This is a genomic window from Coleofasciculus sp., assembly GCF_046539235.1.
Classification (GTDB): Bacteria; Cyanobacteriota; Cyanobacteriia; order Cyanobacteriales; family Coleofasciculaceae; genus Coleofasciculus.
Genome location: NZ_JBKHHI010000145.1, coordinates 1 through 14,365 on the forward strand (window position 1 = coordinate 1; position 14,365 = coordinate 14,365).

Consider the following 14,365-nt stretch of genomic DNA (forward strand, 5'->3'; position numbering starts at 1 on the left):
GGTGAGACATTCGGGGTAATCAGGGGAAAGGAAAAATCAGCGGGTGTTTCTGATCCGGGAGGTGAGGGACTCTGGGCATTTTCGGGGGATTTAGAGGACTTACAGCCAAACAAACCCAGTCCCACAACCGTGAGAATCACCAACCACTGAATCCTGGGGATACGCCGCCAGTAAGCCTTTCGGGTGTCAGAGTGAGAGTCCTGGATATAAATATGACCCGCTTTCGCGTCTATCGTTGTCGTCAATTGCCTAGAATTTGTCATCGTAAAAACTAGGAAAGAATTATAGGCGATCGCACCACCATTCGTCGTCGGCGATAAAAGCGCCACCGCCTTTGTTACTGTAATCGAAAATTATTGTCACCCCGTCAACTCGAATCGTTTACCCTGCAACTCCGGGGGGGAAGGTGGTAAACACAAACACAATAACTGTCGCCAGCGCCAATGCACCCTGAATGACATTCCCCACCAGCGAACCTACTACAATTCCTACACTCGCTTTCAACGCCGCCTTTAACCGTAGCTCTAATTCCAACTGACGGCGAGATAAAAACTCACCGATAAACGCTCCCAACAGTGGACCAATTAAAATCCCTAACAAAGGACCTCCCACAGGTAACGCTGGAAGAAGCCCTAAAATCCCCAAGACTAAGCCAATAATCGCACCAATTTGTCCCCACTTGCTCGCCCCTGCCCGTTTTGCTCCCCAGTAGGTGGCTAAAAAATCAATGCCGACACTGAGGAGTAATACTACAACAGCAACGCCCAACGCCAAATTTATCGCACTTAACCCTTGGACAAATCCCCAGACTAAAATTGCCACAACAATTAAGCTAGAACCGGGAATACCAGGGACGACAGCACCCACCACACCCACGAGCATCAGGGCAATTAATATCCAGTAGAGCACAGTTAAAGACATTTAAGATTCAATCGATCGCGTGGGTTCTAGATAACGACTCAACGTATTTCCTAGTTTATCAGCTAGCCCCTCAATCCAGCGCTCATCTTGTTTGGTGTAACTGCGGGGAGCATTCGCGCCTAAAATTAAAGCACCCTGATTGCCCAGAGGTTGACAGATGAGTCCTTGGGTATTTTCTGGTAAGTAGTCAAATTCGATTCGTCCGGGATACAGTTTCATGTCAACCAGATAAATAGGTTTTTGTTGATCGAGAACCCGCTTCAAGATAGCACCCGGTTTCACCTCTGGGTTCACCCCCAATATTCCCCGCCTTAGTAGCACCCTCCCCTGATAAAACACAACCAGCGATCGCGTCACGGTATTGGTTAATAATAAATGTGACGCCCAAGCCAATTCCGTTTTCACCGCCTCCGGTAACTCTGGTGTCAGTTCCAACCCTTCCTCCCCAATCAAATCTACCGCATCTGGCGATCGCGGCTGCACTTGCTGCCACAGCAAACCTGTCAAAATCAATATGGCACTCAGAATAACCCCCAGTGCGTCTGAACGCGCCTGAGATTCCGTAAGTTGGGGAGTCAGCAAGCGATTGATTAACAATAGCGTTCCGCCTAATCCCCCCACAATAAACGGTAATTGTCGCAACACAGAATTTTGATCAGGTTTAGCCATTATTTGCACAGCGTTTATTGTTTCAATGGACGCAAGCCTGTCCTAACTGTTGTAGCGGTTGCTACAACACTCAACATTCACAACTCAAAACCTAAAACTCAACACTTATTCCTCCCCTGCTTCGAGTATCCGTTGAAATAAATACCCTGTCCCCCGTGCGGTGAGAATCAACTCTGGATTGCTGGGATCATCTTCCAGCTTGGCTCGCAGTCGAGAAATATGAACATCGACAACACGAGTATCGACGTGGCGTTCTGGGGTATACCCCCACACCTCCTGTAAAATTTCTGACCGAGAGAAGGGTTCTCCAGAGCGACTGACTAATAACTCCAGGAGACTGAATTCCATCCCTGTGAGCCGAATCCGCTCGTCTCCCTTATACACCTGTCGTTTGTTTGTATCAATTTTGATACTGGCGACATGGATTACCCCAGAACTGGGAATCCCGGAAGCACCCACCTTGTCCACTCGCCGCAATACCGAACGAATCCGGGCTTCTAACTCTTTGGGAGAGAAGGGCTTGACTACATAATCATCCGCGCCCAACTCTAACCCAGTAATTCTGTCGGCAACATCACCCAATGCCGTTAGCATGATGATGGGGATATCCGATTCCTTTCGCAACTCTTGACAGACGCCGTAGCCATCCAGCTTGGGCATCATCACATCTAACACCACTAAATCGGGTTCACTCGTGCGGAAGGTTTCTAAGGCTTCTTCCCCGTCGGCGGCGGTGACGACATCGTAGCCAATCATCGACAGGCGAGTTTCCAAGATCCGGCGGATACTCGCTTCATCATCGACAACCAGAATTTTTTCCTTATGAGTTTCCAATTGATTCAAGACTCCTAATTTACAGTCAACGAAATGTTAATTTATCAGTAGCTTATCTCTAAGATATAACGTTATACGAAGCTTTTTTAAGCCATAACGCTTTTATTTGACATTTTCTTACGACTTTTTAAGATTGGTTTAATTATTGAAAATTCCTAGCACCTTGAGATCAGGATGCCTAAAACTAAATCCATCTATGTTTGTAATCAATGTGGGGCGGAACACTCCCAGTGGTTCGGCAGATGCTCCTCCTGCGGCACGTATAACTCCTTAGAGGAGAGTATGCTGTCAACAACGACCACTTTAAGGAGTGGGGGTTGGCAATCCAATACCCGTGCCTCTACTCCCTCTCCTACTTCCGGACGCGCTCAACCACGCTCCTCACTCAAGTTCTCAGAAATTTCCAATAATGTCCAGATCCGATTTGCTTCCGGGTATAGTGAACTGGATCGAGTGCTGGGGGGAGGGATCGTCCCTGGCTCCTTGGTATTGATTGGCGGTGATCCGGGGATTGGCAAATCCACCTTGCTGCTACAGGTGGCAAATCAACTGGCACAGGAGCATCGTATCCTTTACGTCTGTGCCGAAGAGTCGGGACAGCAGGTGAAACTGCGAGCCTCTCGCCTGGGTGTTGGTGCTGCTCCGATTCAGGAGGAGGCAGATAATAATAGTGAGCAGACGAATAATGGTACGCCCAAAAAGCGAGGGAAGTCGGCAAAGTCGAAAACGGCGAATGGGGGTAAAGCCTCCCAGGAGCAAGAGCCAAATCTGTATGTGTTGGCAGAGACTGACTTAGAGGAGGTGTTACGGGAGTTGGAGTCACTTAAACCCCAAGTCGCCGTCATTGACAGTATCCAGACGCTGTACTTTGCGGCGTTAACCTCGGCACCGGGTTCGGTGGCGCAAGTGCGGGAATGTACCTCAGCTTTGATGCAGGTGGCAAAGCGGGCAAATATTACGTTATTCATTGTCGGACATGTGACTAAGGAAGGTGCGATCGCAGGACCAAGGGTGCTGGAACATTTGGTGGATACGGTATTGTATTTTGAGGGCGATCGCTTTGCTTCCCATCGTCTGCTGCGATCGGTAAAAAATCGGTTTGGTGCAACTCACGAAATCGGTATTTTTGAAATGGTGGATAAGGGGTTGCAGGAGGTGCTGAATCCGTCGGAGTTATTTTTGGGCAATCGGGATGAAATGAGTCCGGGTACGGCGACGGTAGTGGCTTGTGAGGGGACTCGTCCGATTTTAGTTGAGTTACAGGCGTTAGTGTCCCCAGCCAGTTATGGTGCGCCGCGTCGCTCAACCACTGGTGTGGATTATAGTCGATTACAGCAAATTTTGGCGGTATTGGAAAAACGGGTGGGGATTCCCCTGTCTAAATTAGATGCTTATGTGGCTACGGCTGGCGGGTTGGGAGTCGAAGAACCGGCGGCTGATTTGGGGATTGCCATTGCGGTGGTGGCGTCATTTCGCGATCGCATGGTTGATCCCCGCACCGTGATGGTTGGCGAAGTGGGATTAGGGGGACAAGTGCGGCTGGTGTCACAGATGGAACTGCGGTTAAAGGAAGCCGCCAAGTTAGGATTTAAACGCGCGATCGTTCCCAAGGGTCAAGTGTTACCGGATCTGGATATTGAGGTGATCCCAGTTTCCAGGGTGCTGGATGCAATTATTGCCGCTTTACCAGGAGGATTGCGCCAGAATTCAGCAAATGAGGCAAATGAGGAAGAGGAAGACGACTTTTAGAGTTTTGGGCGTACAGAATGTGGGATAACAATAAAATGAAAAATGAAGCTCTACTACTACAAATCCGATGAATACGCCAATTTTGGCGATGAACTCAACCCTTGGCTCTGGAACCAATTAATACCCAATATTCTAGATGAAGACAAACGAACACTCTTTGTCGGAATTGGGACGTTACTCAACAAAAAATTACCCAAGGCAGAGAAAACCATCGTATTTGGAACGGGTGTGGGATATGGATATGGAACTGTACCCAAAATTAATCAGTCTTGGACAATCTACTGCCTCAGAGGACCCCTTTCTGCCCAAGCGCTTGGTGTTGCCAAAGAAGTCGCCGTTACCGATGCGGCTTTACTCGTCAGGCGATTATTTCAGGCGAATCATTCTAAAACCCAGCGCTTTGCTTTTATGCCTCATTTCAAGCACGCTATCCCAGCCAGTTCAGCCTGGGCTGCTATCTGTGAACAACTGGGATTCGCCTATATTGATCCGCGTTGGTCAATTGAAAACATTTTATCAGCAATTAGCCAAACTGAGGTATTACTCGCTGAAGCTATGCATGGTGCTATCATTGCGGATGCCCTACGAGTGCCTTGGATTCCGATCAAAACCAGTGCCAATATTAATTCCTTTAAATGGCAGGATTGGTGTCTGTCTCTAGGCATTGAATACCAACCTCAGTATGTTATGCCTCTCTGGGATTTTTATCCTGTGTTTCCTGAAGCTCCTTCGACTCGCTTGCGTATTCGCCCAGAAATTAATTACTGGCTAGATTGGTTAAAACAGGAGCAATTAAACGTGTTTAATCAAATTGGCGGTGATCCAAATCAGCGAGTAGCCCGACAACTTATGGATATTGCCAAAACAGTTAAACCTATTTTAAGCGATGAGTTCATCGTTGAGCGTCTTACCCATGAACTAGAGACAAGACTACAGCAATTTAAGGATGATGTTAGATCGGGGATTTTTACCTAATTAGGGGCTTATGTATTTTGGGGGAAGAGGAGTTTGGCGATCGCTTCTGCGGAACGGTGTTCTCGCCAAATCCAGTGGTTATCCTGTCCCTTCTGGCGAATGTGAGTGATAGCTTGATCAATTAGGGAACCAATTTCGTCAAAATTTGAGAATGTTGCACCAATTGGAACAGGGAAATTCACTTGATGATTGATAACTGGATAATCAGAAGCAATAATATAACAACCACACGATCCGGCATCACTAATTACACCACTGGTGCGGTAGTAATAACGATCTTTTTCATAGTGAATGACTAAAATATCAATCTGTTTTAAGACACTGATATAGTCTTCTTCTTTAGTGGTATCGTAGAGAGCTACACCCAGTTGATCTAAATAACCAGGTTTTTGAGCAAAGGGTGTACCTATAATTAGTTCGCATTGATCAGTATATGAGCTGATGTATTCCTGTAATTTGGCAATTAGTTTTGAGATAGGTTTATCCTGTCGAATCATCCCCACCACCCCGATCTTAATTTTGGCATCTATAGGCAAACGTTCACCGAGGCTCAGGTTGGGCGTGACTTCGCTGAGGATTGGATGAGGGATAATTATCTTGGATGATGCTGGTAATCGGAATTGATCTGGGATAACATGATCATCGATTTCAAATAAAACGACTTTTAAATTTTTGAAAAGTTGCAGATACCTTTTTAGGTAGACTAATCCGAAGAATTTGATTTTGCTAGTCATGGCAAATTGTTGATTGCCATGTAAGCTAATCAATACCTGTTTTCCTGTTAAAGCTAGTAAAGGCAGAACTCCTAATAAATGTTGGTTATAGATTTCAAATATAAAAATTGTATCGATATCTTTAAGACGAAAGGCTCTAATGCCCATTGAAATGTGGCGGTACTCGCGGCGAAGTTGCAGTCCTATAGAGTAATTTGGGATAGATTGGGTTATTTTTTTGAACCAAGGGGGTAAAGGGGTTTCTATAGATAAAAACCCTATTTTTTTAGTCTTGATGTATTGCTCAATGAGCAGAATGTCTTTCAGACCCGGATGCATTAATTGCATTTGTTTTTATGTAATAACGAATTTTACTTGGATCTGGGTAAATATAGATGACTCTTCGGTATTTGTGGTGGAACCTGAATTTTTCGGGAAGAGGAAAAGCTACAGAAAGGCTTTGACTCAATTCAATAAGTTTTCCTGATCACCATAACTCCTGGAGAGGCTATTTTTCGGGACAAAACTTTAAGGAATGCACGTCCCAGTATTTTACTGTCATAAAATAATTCTAACAATAAGCTGACATATCCTAACCGTTTCTCCATAAGAACTCCCCGATTTATAATTCCCATATCTATCAACTGCTGAGTATTTTCCAGTCGCACGGAAATTTCTGGATCGTATAGGTTTAGTGGCTTGTTTTCGGCAATAAGTTGAGCATATTTTTGGTATTCGATTGCTCCTTGCCAGTGCTGATTTCTCTGGATTTCTGATTTAACATAATCGATGAAAAATGAAAAATATTTAAAGTGTAGCAAACACACCGTTGTCGAAGAAACTTTTATGTTTTTTGTGACATGTTCTGAATATAATATCATCGTATCATTATATTTAAGCAAAGGAAACTTGGTTAAACAGTAGGGCTTCTTGCCTCGTTTATCGTCACTGCCAAAGATACGTTGTCGCAATCCTCCCCAATAATAATCCCTGATTGTTCCTTCCTGGTGATGATAATACTGTCTATCAAAATAGGGACAGACCTCTAAAAAGTCATCTCCAGGATTATAGTAGGCTTCCTGAACAGGTTGCTGCGAATACATGTCTAACATAATCCCTTGAACAGCATTTTTACCTTGCCATTCTATTTGCCGACAAAAATCGCTTAGGCTGCGGGTTTCGCAATCGGGATAATAGAGAATTTCATCGGCATCAACGATTAAACACCAGTGATTTTGACCATACTTACTCAGCAACAATTCTAGCCAATTTTGTTTATTTTCCTTGAAAGATTCTTGAGTATGCCAAGTATAGACATCCTCTTGCTGGATTAGATAGTCTAAGGTATGATCTTCTGAGTCGTTATCGACAATAAAAAACTTAGATATTCCTTTTTCTCTATAGTATTTTAAGAAGAAAGGTAATCGTTTTGATTCATTCCTGACAATTACAAAACATATAATTTCTGTGCCTGTTAATGATATGTCTTTAGAATCAACTCTATTTAAACTTTTCATATTTAATCAAAGTTAATGATTTATTTATAAAAATTCCGAAGTAGAATTGTGAGTAGCAATTCCATCTCTCCAGCAGCAACAACATCCGTTTTCAGGACAGAACGATATTTGAGAAAGTGGAGGATTAGTTTTCTGATATCATTGCCTAGATAGATCGGTACAACCAGGGGTCTTTGCCAGGGTTTATAGGCTAACATTCGCACCTGATATCGTAGCCGACCATTGTTTTGAAAAAAACGCCGCAGATAATCTTTATCAAAACGCGATTTAGGAATAAAATGGTCAATTTCCATGGCTGGATTGAACCACAGTTCCCAACCGCCTTGCCAAATGTATGACAGCATTTCTAAATCTTCATTGGTTTGAGGGAGCAGGGGACGTTCAGGGACAGTTTCTATCCAAGCCTGTTTGCGAATAACGATTCCGGCTCCTGGAGGAAACATCTTTTTGCGGGTAGAGGCATACTTTTGGTTATAACAATAGGGTTTCGTTCCTTTAATCAGAGCAAAATAACGGGAAATTCTCTCAAATCCTGGCGGAGGTTCTACTTCAAATTTGCCATGGATTTGTCCTCCATAAGCCCCAGCTTGCGGATGAGATTGCCCAAAATGATCAGCTTGTGTCACCCAATTGGGTTTGGGAAAATTATCGTCATCTAGAAAACCGATCAAAGCACCCTTGGCTTCTCGGATGGCACATCGTCTAGCAAATGCTAGTCCTTGTTCCGGTTCCAAGTAATAATGAATAGGATAAGGTTCAGACCAGTTCGCTTGGTACTCCTGAACGACCTTAGCCGTATCGTCAGTGCTATTATTATCAACGACAATAATTTCCCAGGAAATATCATCTGTCCCTTCCTGCGATCGCAACCTATCCAGAACCTCTTTTAAACGATTCGCGCCGTTATAGGTACAAATCGCGACAGTAAAGTCGATCTCGCTCATGCCGTAATCTTCCTCTGGGGAATAACTCTCCCACTCATTCAATCCTGAGCTGGAGTTGAGCGATCGCTCTCTCCTCAAACCAAATCTGCTCGCTTGTAGTAAATACAGCTAGAAAACACCATGCCGTATTGCTTCCTTTGCCAGCAGGCGTGGTTTAATTATGAGTTTAACCTGTCTCTAAAAGACTGTCACTCGGTATGCAAAAATTCCAGATATGCCTGACTCATTTCCTTCACTGCCATCTCGTAGAATTGTTGACCATGCTCCGGTTTGGCTAAGGCGGGATTAGACCCCATGCGTCCATCAGGATAGCGACGGCGGAAGTCTGTCGCCCCGTAAATTGGATGTCCAGAGGCGACATTAGCCGCTAATGGGGCGTTTTTGATTGCTTCCGGATAAAGGTATTGAGTTAAAGCCACTTCGCTGGGTGTGGCGTGAGATCCTTCCTGATCACCATACCATTGTTTTGCTAACTGATACACCGATTTACAGGTAAACCAGTTAGCAAGGCGACATCTGACTTGATCGCTGTTGGGAATGTTGAGATCCCAGAGATAGGCGTAACTCTCAGAAAACGCCGCCTTCAGCGTCGCCACGTTACCACCATGACCATTAATAAAGAAAAATCGGCTAAATCCAGCCCGGGTTAAGCTGACTAAATAATCTTGGATGACATGAATTAAGGTACTCGGTTTCAGGCTGATCGTACCAGGAAACCCTGTATGATGCAGCGCCATCCCCACGCTAATCGTGGGACTAACGATCGCATTCGTCGCTTCACCCACCCCTCGCGCGATCGCTTCAGCACATATCGCATCAGTACCAATTAATCCCGTTGGTCCATGTTGTTCAGTTGAACCAATCGGCAGAATAATCCCCGGCGATCGCTTCAAGTACTCCTCAACCTCGATCCAGGTCATCAAATGTAGCAGCATTATCCCTTCTAAAAAAGTGAAAGCAGGTGGACTAGGGTTACCAGCCTCCTGCTTTGTTTCTGTAAGACCCCTCATTCTGTCATACTTGCGTATGACATGTATTACACTATCCTTAGTCTATGTCACCATGGGGAAATCGGCAATACAGTTGAGCAAATTGTATTAAGTCTTCATCTTCATAAATTCACAGGGTATAGTCACACCAGCCGAATCTTGTGTCACTCTAGACGTAGAGTTCTATTTCTATATCGTTTCAACACCATGATTTTGGTGTATATCTTGGCTTAGAAGTTCAGATACCCAATTTCCTTACCATTTATGCTTTCTGTCGATCTACCGCAAAACCCTTCTACTCCAGAACTGGCACAATCAAACCGCATTCTGGTCGTAGAAGACGAGGATCTCATCCGAGAAATGCTGATGTTGTCCTTACAAGAGGAAGGTTATGACGTGGTGACGGCTGCTGATGGTCGTACCGCTTTAACGCTTCTATCCGAGGGCGACTCCAATGACGAGGAGTGCCAGTTTAGCCTGTTGATCCTAGACTTGATGCTGCCTCAGGTTAACGGACTCGATCTATGTCGCTTGATCCGGTATAAAGGGAATTCCATTCCCATCTTGATTCTCAGCGCCAAAGCTAGTGAAACGGATCGGGTTTTGGGGTTGGAAGTCGGTGCCGATGACTACCTGACCAAACCCTTTAGTATGCGGGAATTAATCGCCCGTTGTCGCGCCCTGCTGCGTCGTCACCGCTATAATTCCATACCGCCAACGCCGACGTTACAGTTACGGGACATTACCCTCTACCCAGAAGAATGCCGCGTCACGGTGCGCGGCGAGGAGGTTAACCTCTCGCCCAAGGAATTCCGACTGTTGGAATTGTTTATGGGGTATCCCCGCCGAGTCTGGTCTCGCGAACAGTTAATTGATCAGGTTTGGGGACCCGATTTTCTCGGCGATACCAAAACCGTCGATGTTCACATTCGCTGGCTGCGGGAAAAATTAGAAAAAGACCCCAGTCAACCGGAATACTTGATTACCGTTCGTGGCTTCGGCTATCGGTTTGGCTAATTAATTTTAGATGCGACACCGGCGATCGCATCTTACCCAAATCAGTACCTACATCGCCCTGTCGAAAGGTTACAATATCTAGACCATCGCTCGATAATAGTCTCATTGATCACACCCATGACCCTGTTGACATTTCTCTTGGGTCTAGCTCTAGGAATTGGGGTTGGCTTATGGTTACAACACCGCACTAAACAGCAGCTCAAGCAAACCTTGGAGTTGTTACCAGCCAATTCGACTAGTAACTCGTTTCCTTTAGAGTCTCGTCTACGGGGAGCGATTGCCCAAGCGAATCAGCAGCGCCTTGTCTTAGAAGACCAACTCAACGCCATTCAATCCCTATTTCAAGTTGCGCCAGTCGGGTATTTACAAGTAGACGAAGACAATCACTTAATTTGGTGTAATCAGCAGGCGCGTCAGTTATTGCAAATTGACCGCTGGGAACCTGGACAGATTCGCTTACTTCTAGAGGTGGTACGATCCTACGAACTGGATCAGTTAATCGAGAAAACGCGAAAACAGCAACAATCGACGAGCCAGCAATGGGTATTTCATCCCGCCTGTATGGATGGTGCAGCCATGAGCGAAGTGCGATCGCTCACGTTGCGGGCCTATGGTTGGCCCCTGGCTAATGGGCAAGTTGGCGTGTTTCTGGAGAATCGACAACCTTTAATTGAACTCTCGGAATCTCGCAATCAGTGGGTGTCTGATTTAGCGCACGAATTGAGAACCCCACTCACGTCGATTCGCTTAGTCGCAGAAGCGTTGCAAGGACGGGTTAATCCTCCAGAAAGCCGTTGGGTTAATCAACTCCTGCAAGAAATTAATCGGTTAATTGACTTGATTCAAAATTGGCTAGAACTCAGCCATCTTGAACAAGATCCGAACAAGAGTCTTACCTATAAATCCCTCGACCTAAACGCTTTAATTCAGTCCGCTTGGCAACGTTTGGAACCTTTGGCAGAGCAAAAACATTTACATCTTGACTATAGTGGACCCGATACTCTGCCCATCAAGGCTGATGAGTCGAGACTCATCCAAGTGTTTTTGAATTTATTAGATAATAGTATTAAGCATAGTCCCCCCCAAGGCTCGATTCGAGTTGAGGTAACCACTTCAACACAGGCTGATCCAACGGAAAAAGTGCTGATACAAATCGATATTATTGACGAAGGTGCGGGGTTTTCGGGTAATGATTTACCTCGTGTATTTGAGCGACTTTATCGAGGAGATGCCTCGCGATATCGGCAACCTAACGCTGAGAACTTGACGACTTTAGGTCGCAGTAGTGGTAGCGGTTTGGGTTTGGCGATTGTCCAGCAAATTGTTCAGGCTCACGGTGGCACCGTTAAGGCTAAAAATCACCCGGAAACTGGGGGGGCTTGGTTACAGATTCAATTGCCTGCAGCTTAAATAATAATTCCCGATAAGGAAGCCGCTTCTCCTTGGCTAATTTTTCCGCCTTATAGGGTGTCTTTTCAAAAGTTTGCAGTGCTTTCAACCAATCTAAAAATTCACTCGTTCCGGGAAGCTTGAACAACCCTCCCTCCTGACGCACTTGAATAAACCTTTCTGTCGCTGTCTCGACTAACTCACTCGTCGGCGCCGTCATTTGCTGCATCTGGTAGTGAATCGCGACAGCCCCTACACAAACAAATTGTGTCAGTGGAGAAATGTTGATTACCATTAAGTCTGGGAAGTACAACAAGGTAACGCCATGACAATAACCATTTCCCCAGACCAAATCGACCGGATTGTCAGCAATCGACACCATGATCCGTTTGAAATCCTTGGGTCTCATCCCATTGAACGGGAGGGTAAAACCAGCTGGGTTGTGCGGGCTTACCTGCCGAAAGCCGACGCCGCTTGGGTGATTCGCCCTACGGAACGGGAAGAATACCCGATGCAAGCAGTTAGTCATCCTCATCTTTTTGAATGTGAGATTGATATACCCGAGTTAGCCAACTACCAACTGCGGATTAAAGAAGGCGAGCATGAACGGGTAGTCTATGACCCCTACGCCTTTCGCTCTCCGCGTTTGACGGATTTTGATATTCACCTATTTGCCGAAGGAAATCATCATCGCATTTACGAAAAATTGGGCGCTCACCCCACGGAATTTAATGGCGTCCAAGGGGTTCACTTTGCAGTATGGGCACCGAACGCCCGTAATGTCTCCATTATCGGTGATTTCAATAACTGGGATGGACGCGAACATCAGATGCGCCAACTTGGAAACGGGATTTGGCAACTGTTTATCCCGGAAATTGGCGTCGGAGAACACTATAAGTACGAAGTGAAAAACCACGTCGGACATATTTATCACAAATCCGACCCCTACGGCTTTGAACAGGAAATTAGACCCCAAACCGCGTCAATTGTCAATAGCCTAGACTACACTTGGCACGACGAAGACTGGTTAGAACGCCGTCGCCATAGTGATCCCCAAGAACAACCCATTTCCGTTTATGAGGTTCACTTGGGTTCATGGTTGCATGAGAGTGCCGAGACTCCACCCCAATTAGTGGATGGGGAAACTCGCCCTGTAGTAAAAGTCTCCCAGAAACCAGAGGGACGCTTCCTCACCTATCGGGAATTAGCCGAACGCCTGATTCCTTATGTCAAAGAACTGGGATTCACTCACGTTGAACTCCTCCCCGTTGCCGAACACCCTTATGATGGGTCTTGGGGGTATCAAGTTGCCGGATACTACACCTGCACCTCCCGTTATGGGACTCCCCAGGATTTAATGTATTTTATCGACCAATGTCACCAAAATAATATTGGTGTGATTGTGGATTGGGTTCCCGGTCATTTTCCCAAAGACACTCACGGGTTAGCCTTCTTTGATGGCACGCATCTGTACGAACATGCAGATCCCCGCAAAGGGGAACATAAGGAATGGGGAACCTTAGTCTTCAACTACTCCCGGAATGAAGTTCGCAACTTTCTGATCGCCAACGCCCTATTTTGGTTTGACCGATATCATATTGACGGGATTCGCGTGGATGCTGTAGCGTCCATGTTATACCTGGACTACGATCGCAAAGACGGGGAATGGGTACCCAATCAGTACGGTGGTAACGAAAACCTAGAAGCCGCCGACTTTTTGCGCTATCTGAATTATCAGATATTCGGCTACTATCCCGGCATCCTCTCCATTGCTGAAGAATCCACCGCTTGGCCCCTCGTCTCTCGTCCCACCTATTTAGGCGGCTTAGGCTTCAGCTTTAAGTGGAACATGGGCTGGATGCACGATATGTTGGATTATTTTGCCAAAGATCCCCTCTATCGTCCCTACCACCAAAATAGCGTTACCTTCAGCATCATGTACGCCTTCAGCGAAAACTTCATGCTGGCGCTATCCCATGATGAAGTTGTCCACGGAAAAGGCAACCTGCTGAGTAAAATGCCGGGAGATGACTGGCAGAAATTTGCCAATCTCCGCTGCTTATATGCCTATATGTACACCCATCCCGGTAAGAAAACCCTATTTATGGGTATGGAATTTGGACAACGGAATGAGTGGAATGCTTGGGCAGACTTAGATTGGGGCGCGTTGCAACATGCACCCCACCAACAACTGAAGCGGTTTATGGCGGATTTGAATCACCTTTACCAAAGTGAACCCGCCCTCTATAGCCAAGACTTTTCTCATCAAGGGTTTGAGTGGATTGACTGTAACGATGCTGACAATAGTGTTGTCTCGTTTATTCGCAAAGCAAAAGACTCGGATGACTTTATCGTCACTGTCTGTAACTTTACTCCTCAACATCATCCCAACTATTGGGTAGGTGTCCCCGAACCCGGTTTCTATGCTGAAATCTTAAACAGCGATGCTGGAGATTACGGTGGTAGCAATATGGGCAATATGGGCGGTCGCTGGACAGGGGAATGGTCTCATCCCCGGTGGTCTCATTACATTGATTTATGCTTGCCTCCCTTGGGCGTTTTGATTCTGAAATTGAAGTCGCAATAGTTCATGGTTCATGGTTCATGGTTCATGGTTCATAGTTCATAGTTCATGGTTCATGGTTCAT

Annotated in this window: 14 protein-coding genes; 5 read left to right on the forward strand and 9 right to left on the reverse strand. The window is 45.8% G+C overall.

Translation table 11 applies throughout. From position 1 onward, the window contains the following. The 4 genes from ACLFWI_RS14640 to rpaB all read right to left on the reverse strand — a co-directional run. Positions 1 to 329: hypothetical protein (locus tag ACLFWI_RS14640; RefSeq protein WP_446413528.1), on the reverse strand; the 329-nt coding region annotated here is incomplete at its 3' end. Positions 330 to 381: 52 nt separating this feature from the next. Next, positions 382 to 921, reverse strand: a complete 540-nt coding sequence (locus ACLFWI_RS14645) for a DUF456 family protein (RefSeq protein WP_446413529.1) — start codon at positions 919 to 921, stop codon at positions 382 to 384. Further along, a complete protein-coding gene (locus ACLFWI_RS14650) occupies positions 922 to 1,590 on the reverse strand; it encodes a cofactor assembly of complex C subunit B (protein ID WP_446410303.1) in 669 nt (222 codons plus the stop codon). Positions 1,591 to 1,695: 105 nt separating this feature from the next. Then, positions 1,696 to 2,424 carry a response regulator transcription factor RpaB gene (gene rpaB, locus ACLFWI_RS14655; RefSeq protein ID WP_044208692.1) on the reverse strand — a complete coding sequence of 243 codons (729 nt, stop codon included), beginning with the start codon at positions 2,422 to 2,424 and terminating at the stop codon, positions 1,696 to 1,698. A 174-nt stretch (positions 2,425 to 2,598) separates the two neighbouring features. Here rpaB and radA point away from each other — a divergent pair, with 174 nt between their 5' ends. Beyond that, positions 2,599 to 4,173: a DNA repair protein RadA gene (gene radA / locus ACLFWI_RS14660; RefSeq protein WP_446410304.1), complete on the forward strand. Its 1,575-nt coding sequence runs from the start codon at positions 2,599 to 2,601 to the stop codon at positions 4,171 to 4,173. Between the two features lie 42 nt (positions 4,174 to 4,215). Continuing rightward, positions 4,216 to 5,148 (forward strand): polysaccharide pyruvyl transferase family protein, encoded by a 933-nt coding sequence (locus tag ACLFWI_RS14665; protein WP_446413530.1) that lies wholly within the window; start codon positions 4,216 to 4,218, stop codon positions 5,146 to 5,148. 8 nt (positions 5,149 to 5,156) lie between these two features. On the opposite strand, the gene ACLFWI_RS14670 is transcribed toward ACLFWI_RS14665, so the two are convergent. From ACLFWI_RS14670 to ACLFWI_RS14685, 4 genes are all read right to left on the reverse strand, one after another. Beyond that, positions 5,157 to 6,209, reverse strand: coding sequence for a glycosyltransferase family 1 protein (locus ACLFWI_RS14670; protein WP_446413531.1), 1,053 nt, complete (start codon positions 6,207 to 6,209; stop codon positions 5,157 to 5,159). Between the two features lie 122 nt (positions 6,210 to 6,331). Then, positions 6,332 to 7,378, reverse strand: coding sequence for a glycosyltransferase family 2 protein (locus ACLFWI_RS14675; protein WP_446413532.1), 1,047 nt, complete (start codon positions 7,376 to 7,378; stop codon positions 6,332 to 6,334). Between the two features lie 20 nt (positions 7,379 to 7,398). Continuing rightward, positions 7,399 to 8,322 carry a hormogonium polysaccharide biosynthesis glycosyltransferase HpsE gene (gene hpsE, locus ACLFWI_RS14680; protein WP_446413533.1) on the reverse strand — a complete coding sequence of 308 codons (924 nt, stop codon included), beginning with the start codon at positions 8,320 to 8,322 and terminating at the stop codon, positions 7,399 to 7,401. 188 nt (positions 8,323 to 8,510) lie between these two features. Beyond that, positions 8,511 to 9,257, reverse strand: coding sequence for a creatininase family protein (locus tag ACLFWI_RS14685; RefSeq protein ID WP_446413534.1), 747 nt, complete (start codon positions 9,255 to 9,257; stop codon positions 8,511 to 8,513). 318 nt (positions 9,258 to 9,575) lie between these two features. Between ACLFWI_RS14685 and ACLFWI_RS14690 the strand changes: the two genes are divergently transcribed. Beyond that, on the forward strand, positions 9,576 to 10,328 hold the full coding sequence (locus ACLFWI_RS14690) for a response regulator transcription factor (RefSeq protein ID WP_446413535.1): 753 nt from the start codon (positions 9,576 to 9,578) through the stop codon (positions 10,326 to 10,328). A 117-nt stretch (positions 10,329 to 10,445) separates the two neighbouring features. Further along, entirely contained in the window at positions 10,446 to 11,738 is a 1,293-nt protein-coding gene (locus ACLFWI_RS14695; protein ID WP_446413536.1) for a sensor histidine kinase, read from the forward strand. Here the strand turns inward: ACLFWI_RS14695 and ACLFWI_RS14700 are convergent. Beyond that, positions 11,680 to 12,012, reverse strand: coding sequence for a hypothetical protein (locus tag ACLFWI_RS14700; protein WP_446413537.1), 333 nt, complete (start codon positions 12,010 to 12,012; stop codon positions 11,680 to 11,682). The two genes, ACLFWI_RS14695 and ACLFWI_RS14700, sit on opposite strands and share 59 nt — an antisense overlap. 30 nt (positions 12,013 to 12,042) lie before the next feature. On the opposite strand from ACLFWI_RS14700, the gene glgB reads away from it, so the two are divergent. Beyond that, the gene (gene glgB, locus ACLFWI_RS14705; protein ID WP_446413538.1) at positions 12,043 to 14,304 is read left to right on the forward strand and encodes a 1,4-alpha-glucan branching protein GlgB; all 2,262 of its coding nucleotides are present in this window, start codon (positions 12,043 to 12,045) and stop codon (positions 14,302 to 14,304) included. Positions 14,305 to 14,365 lie beyond the last annotated feature (61 nt).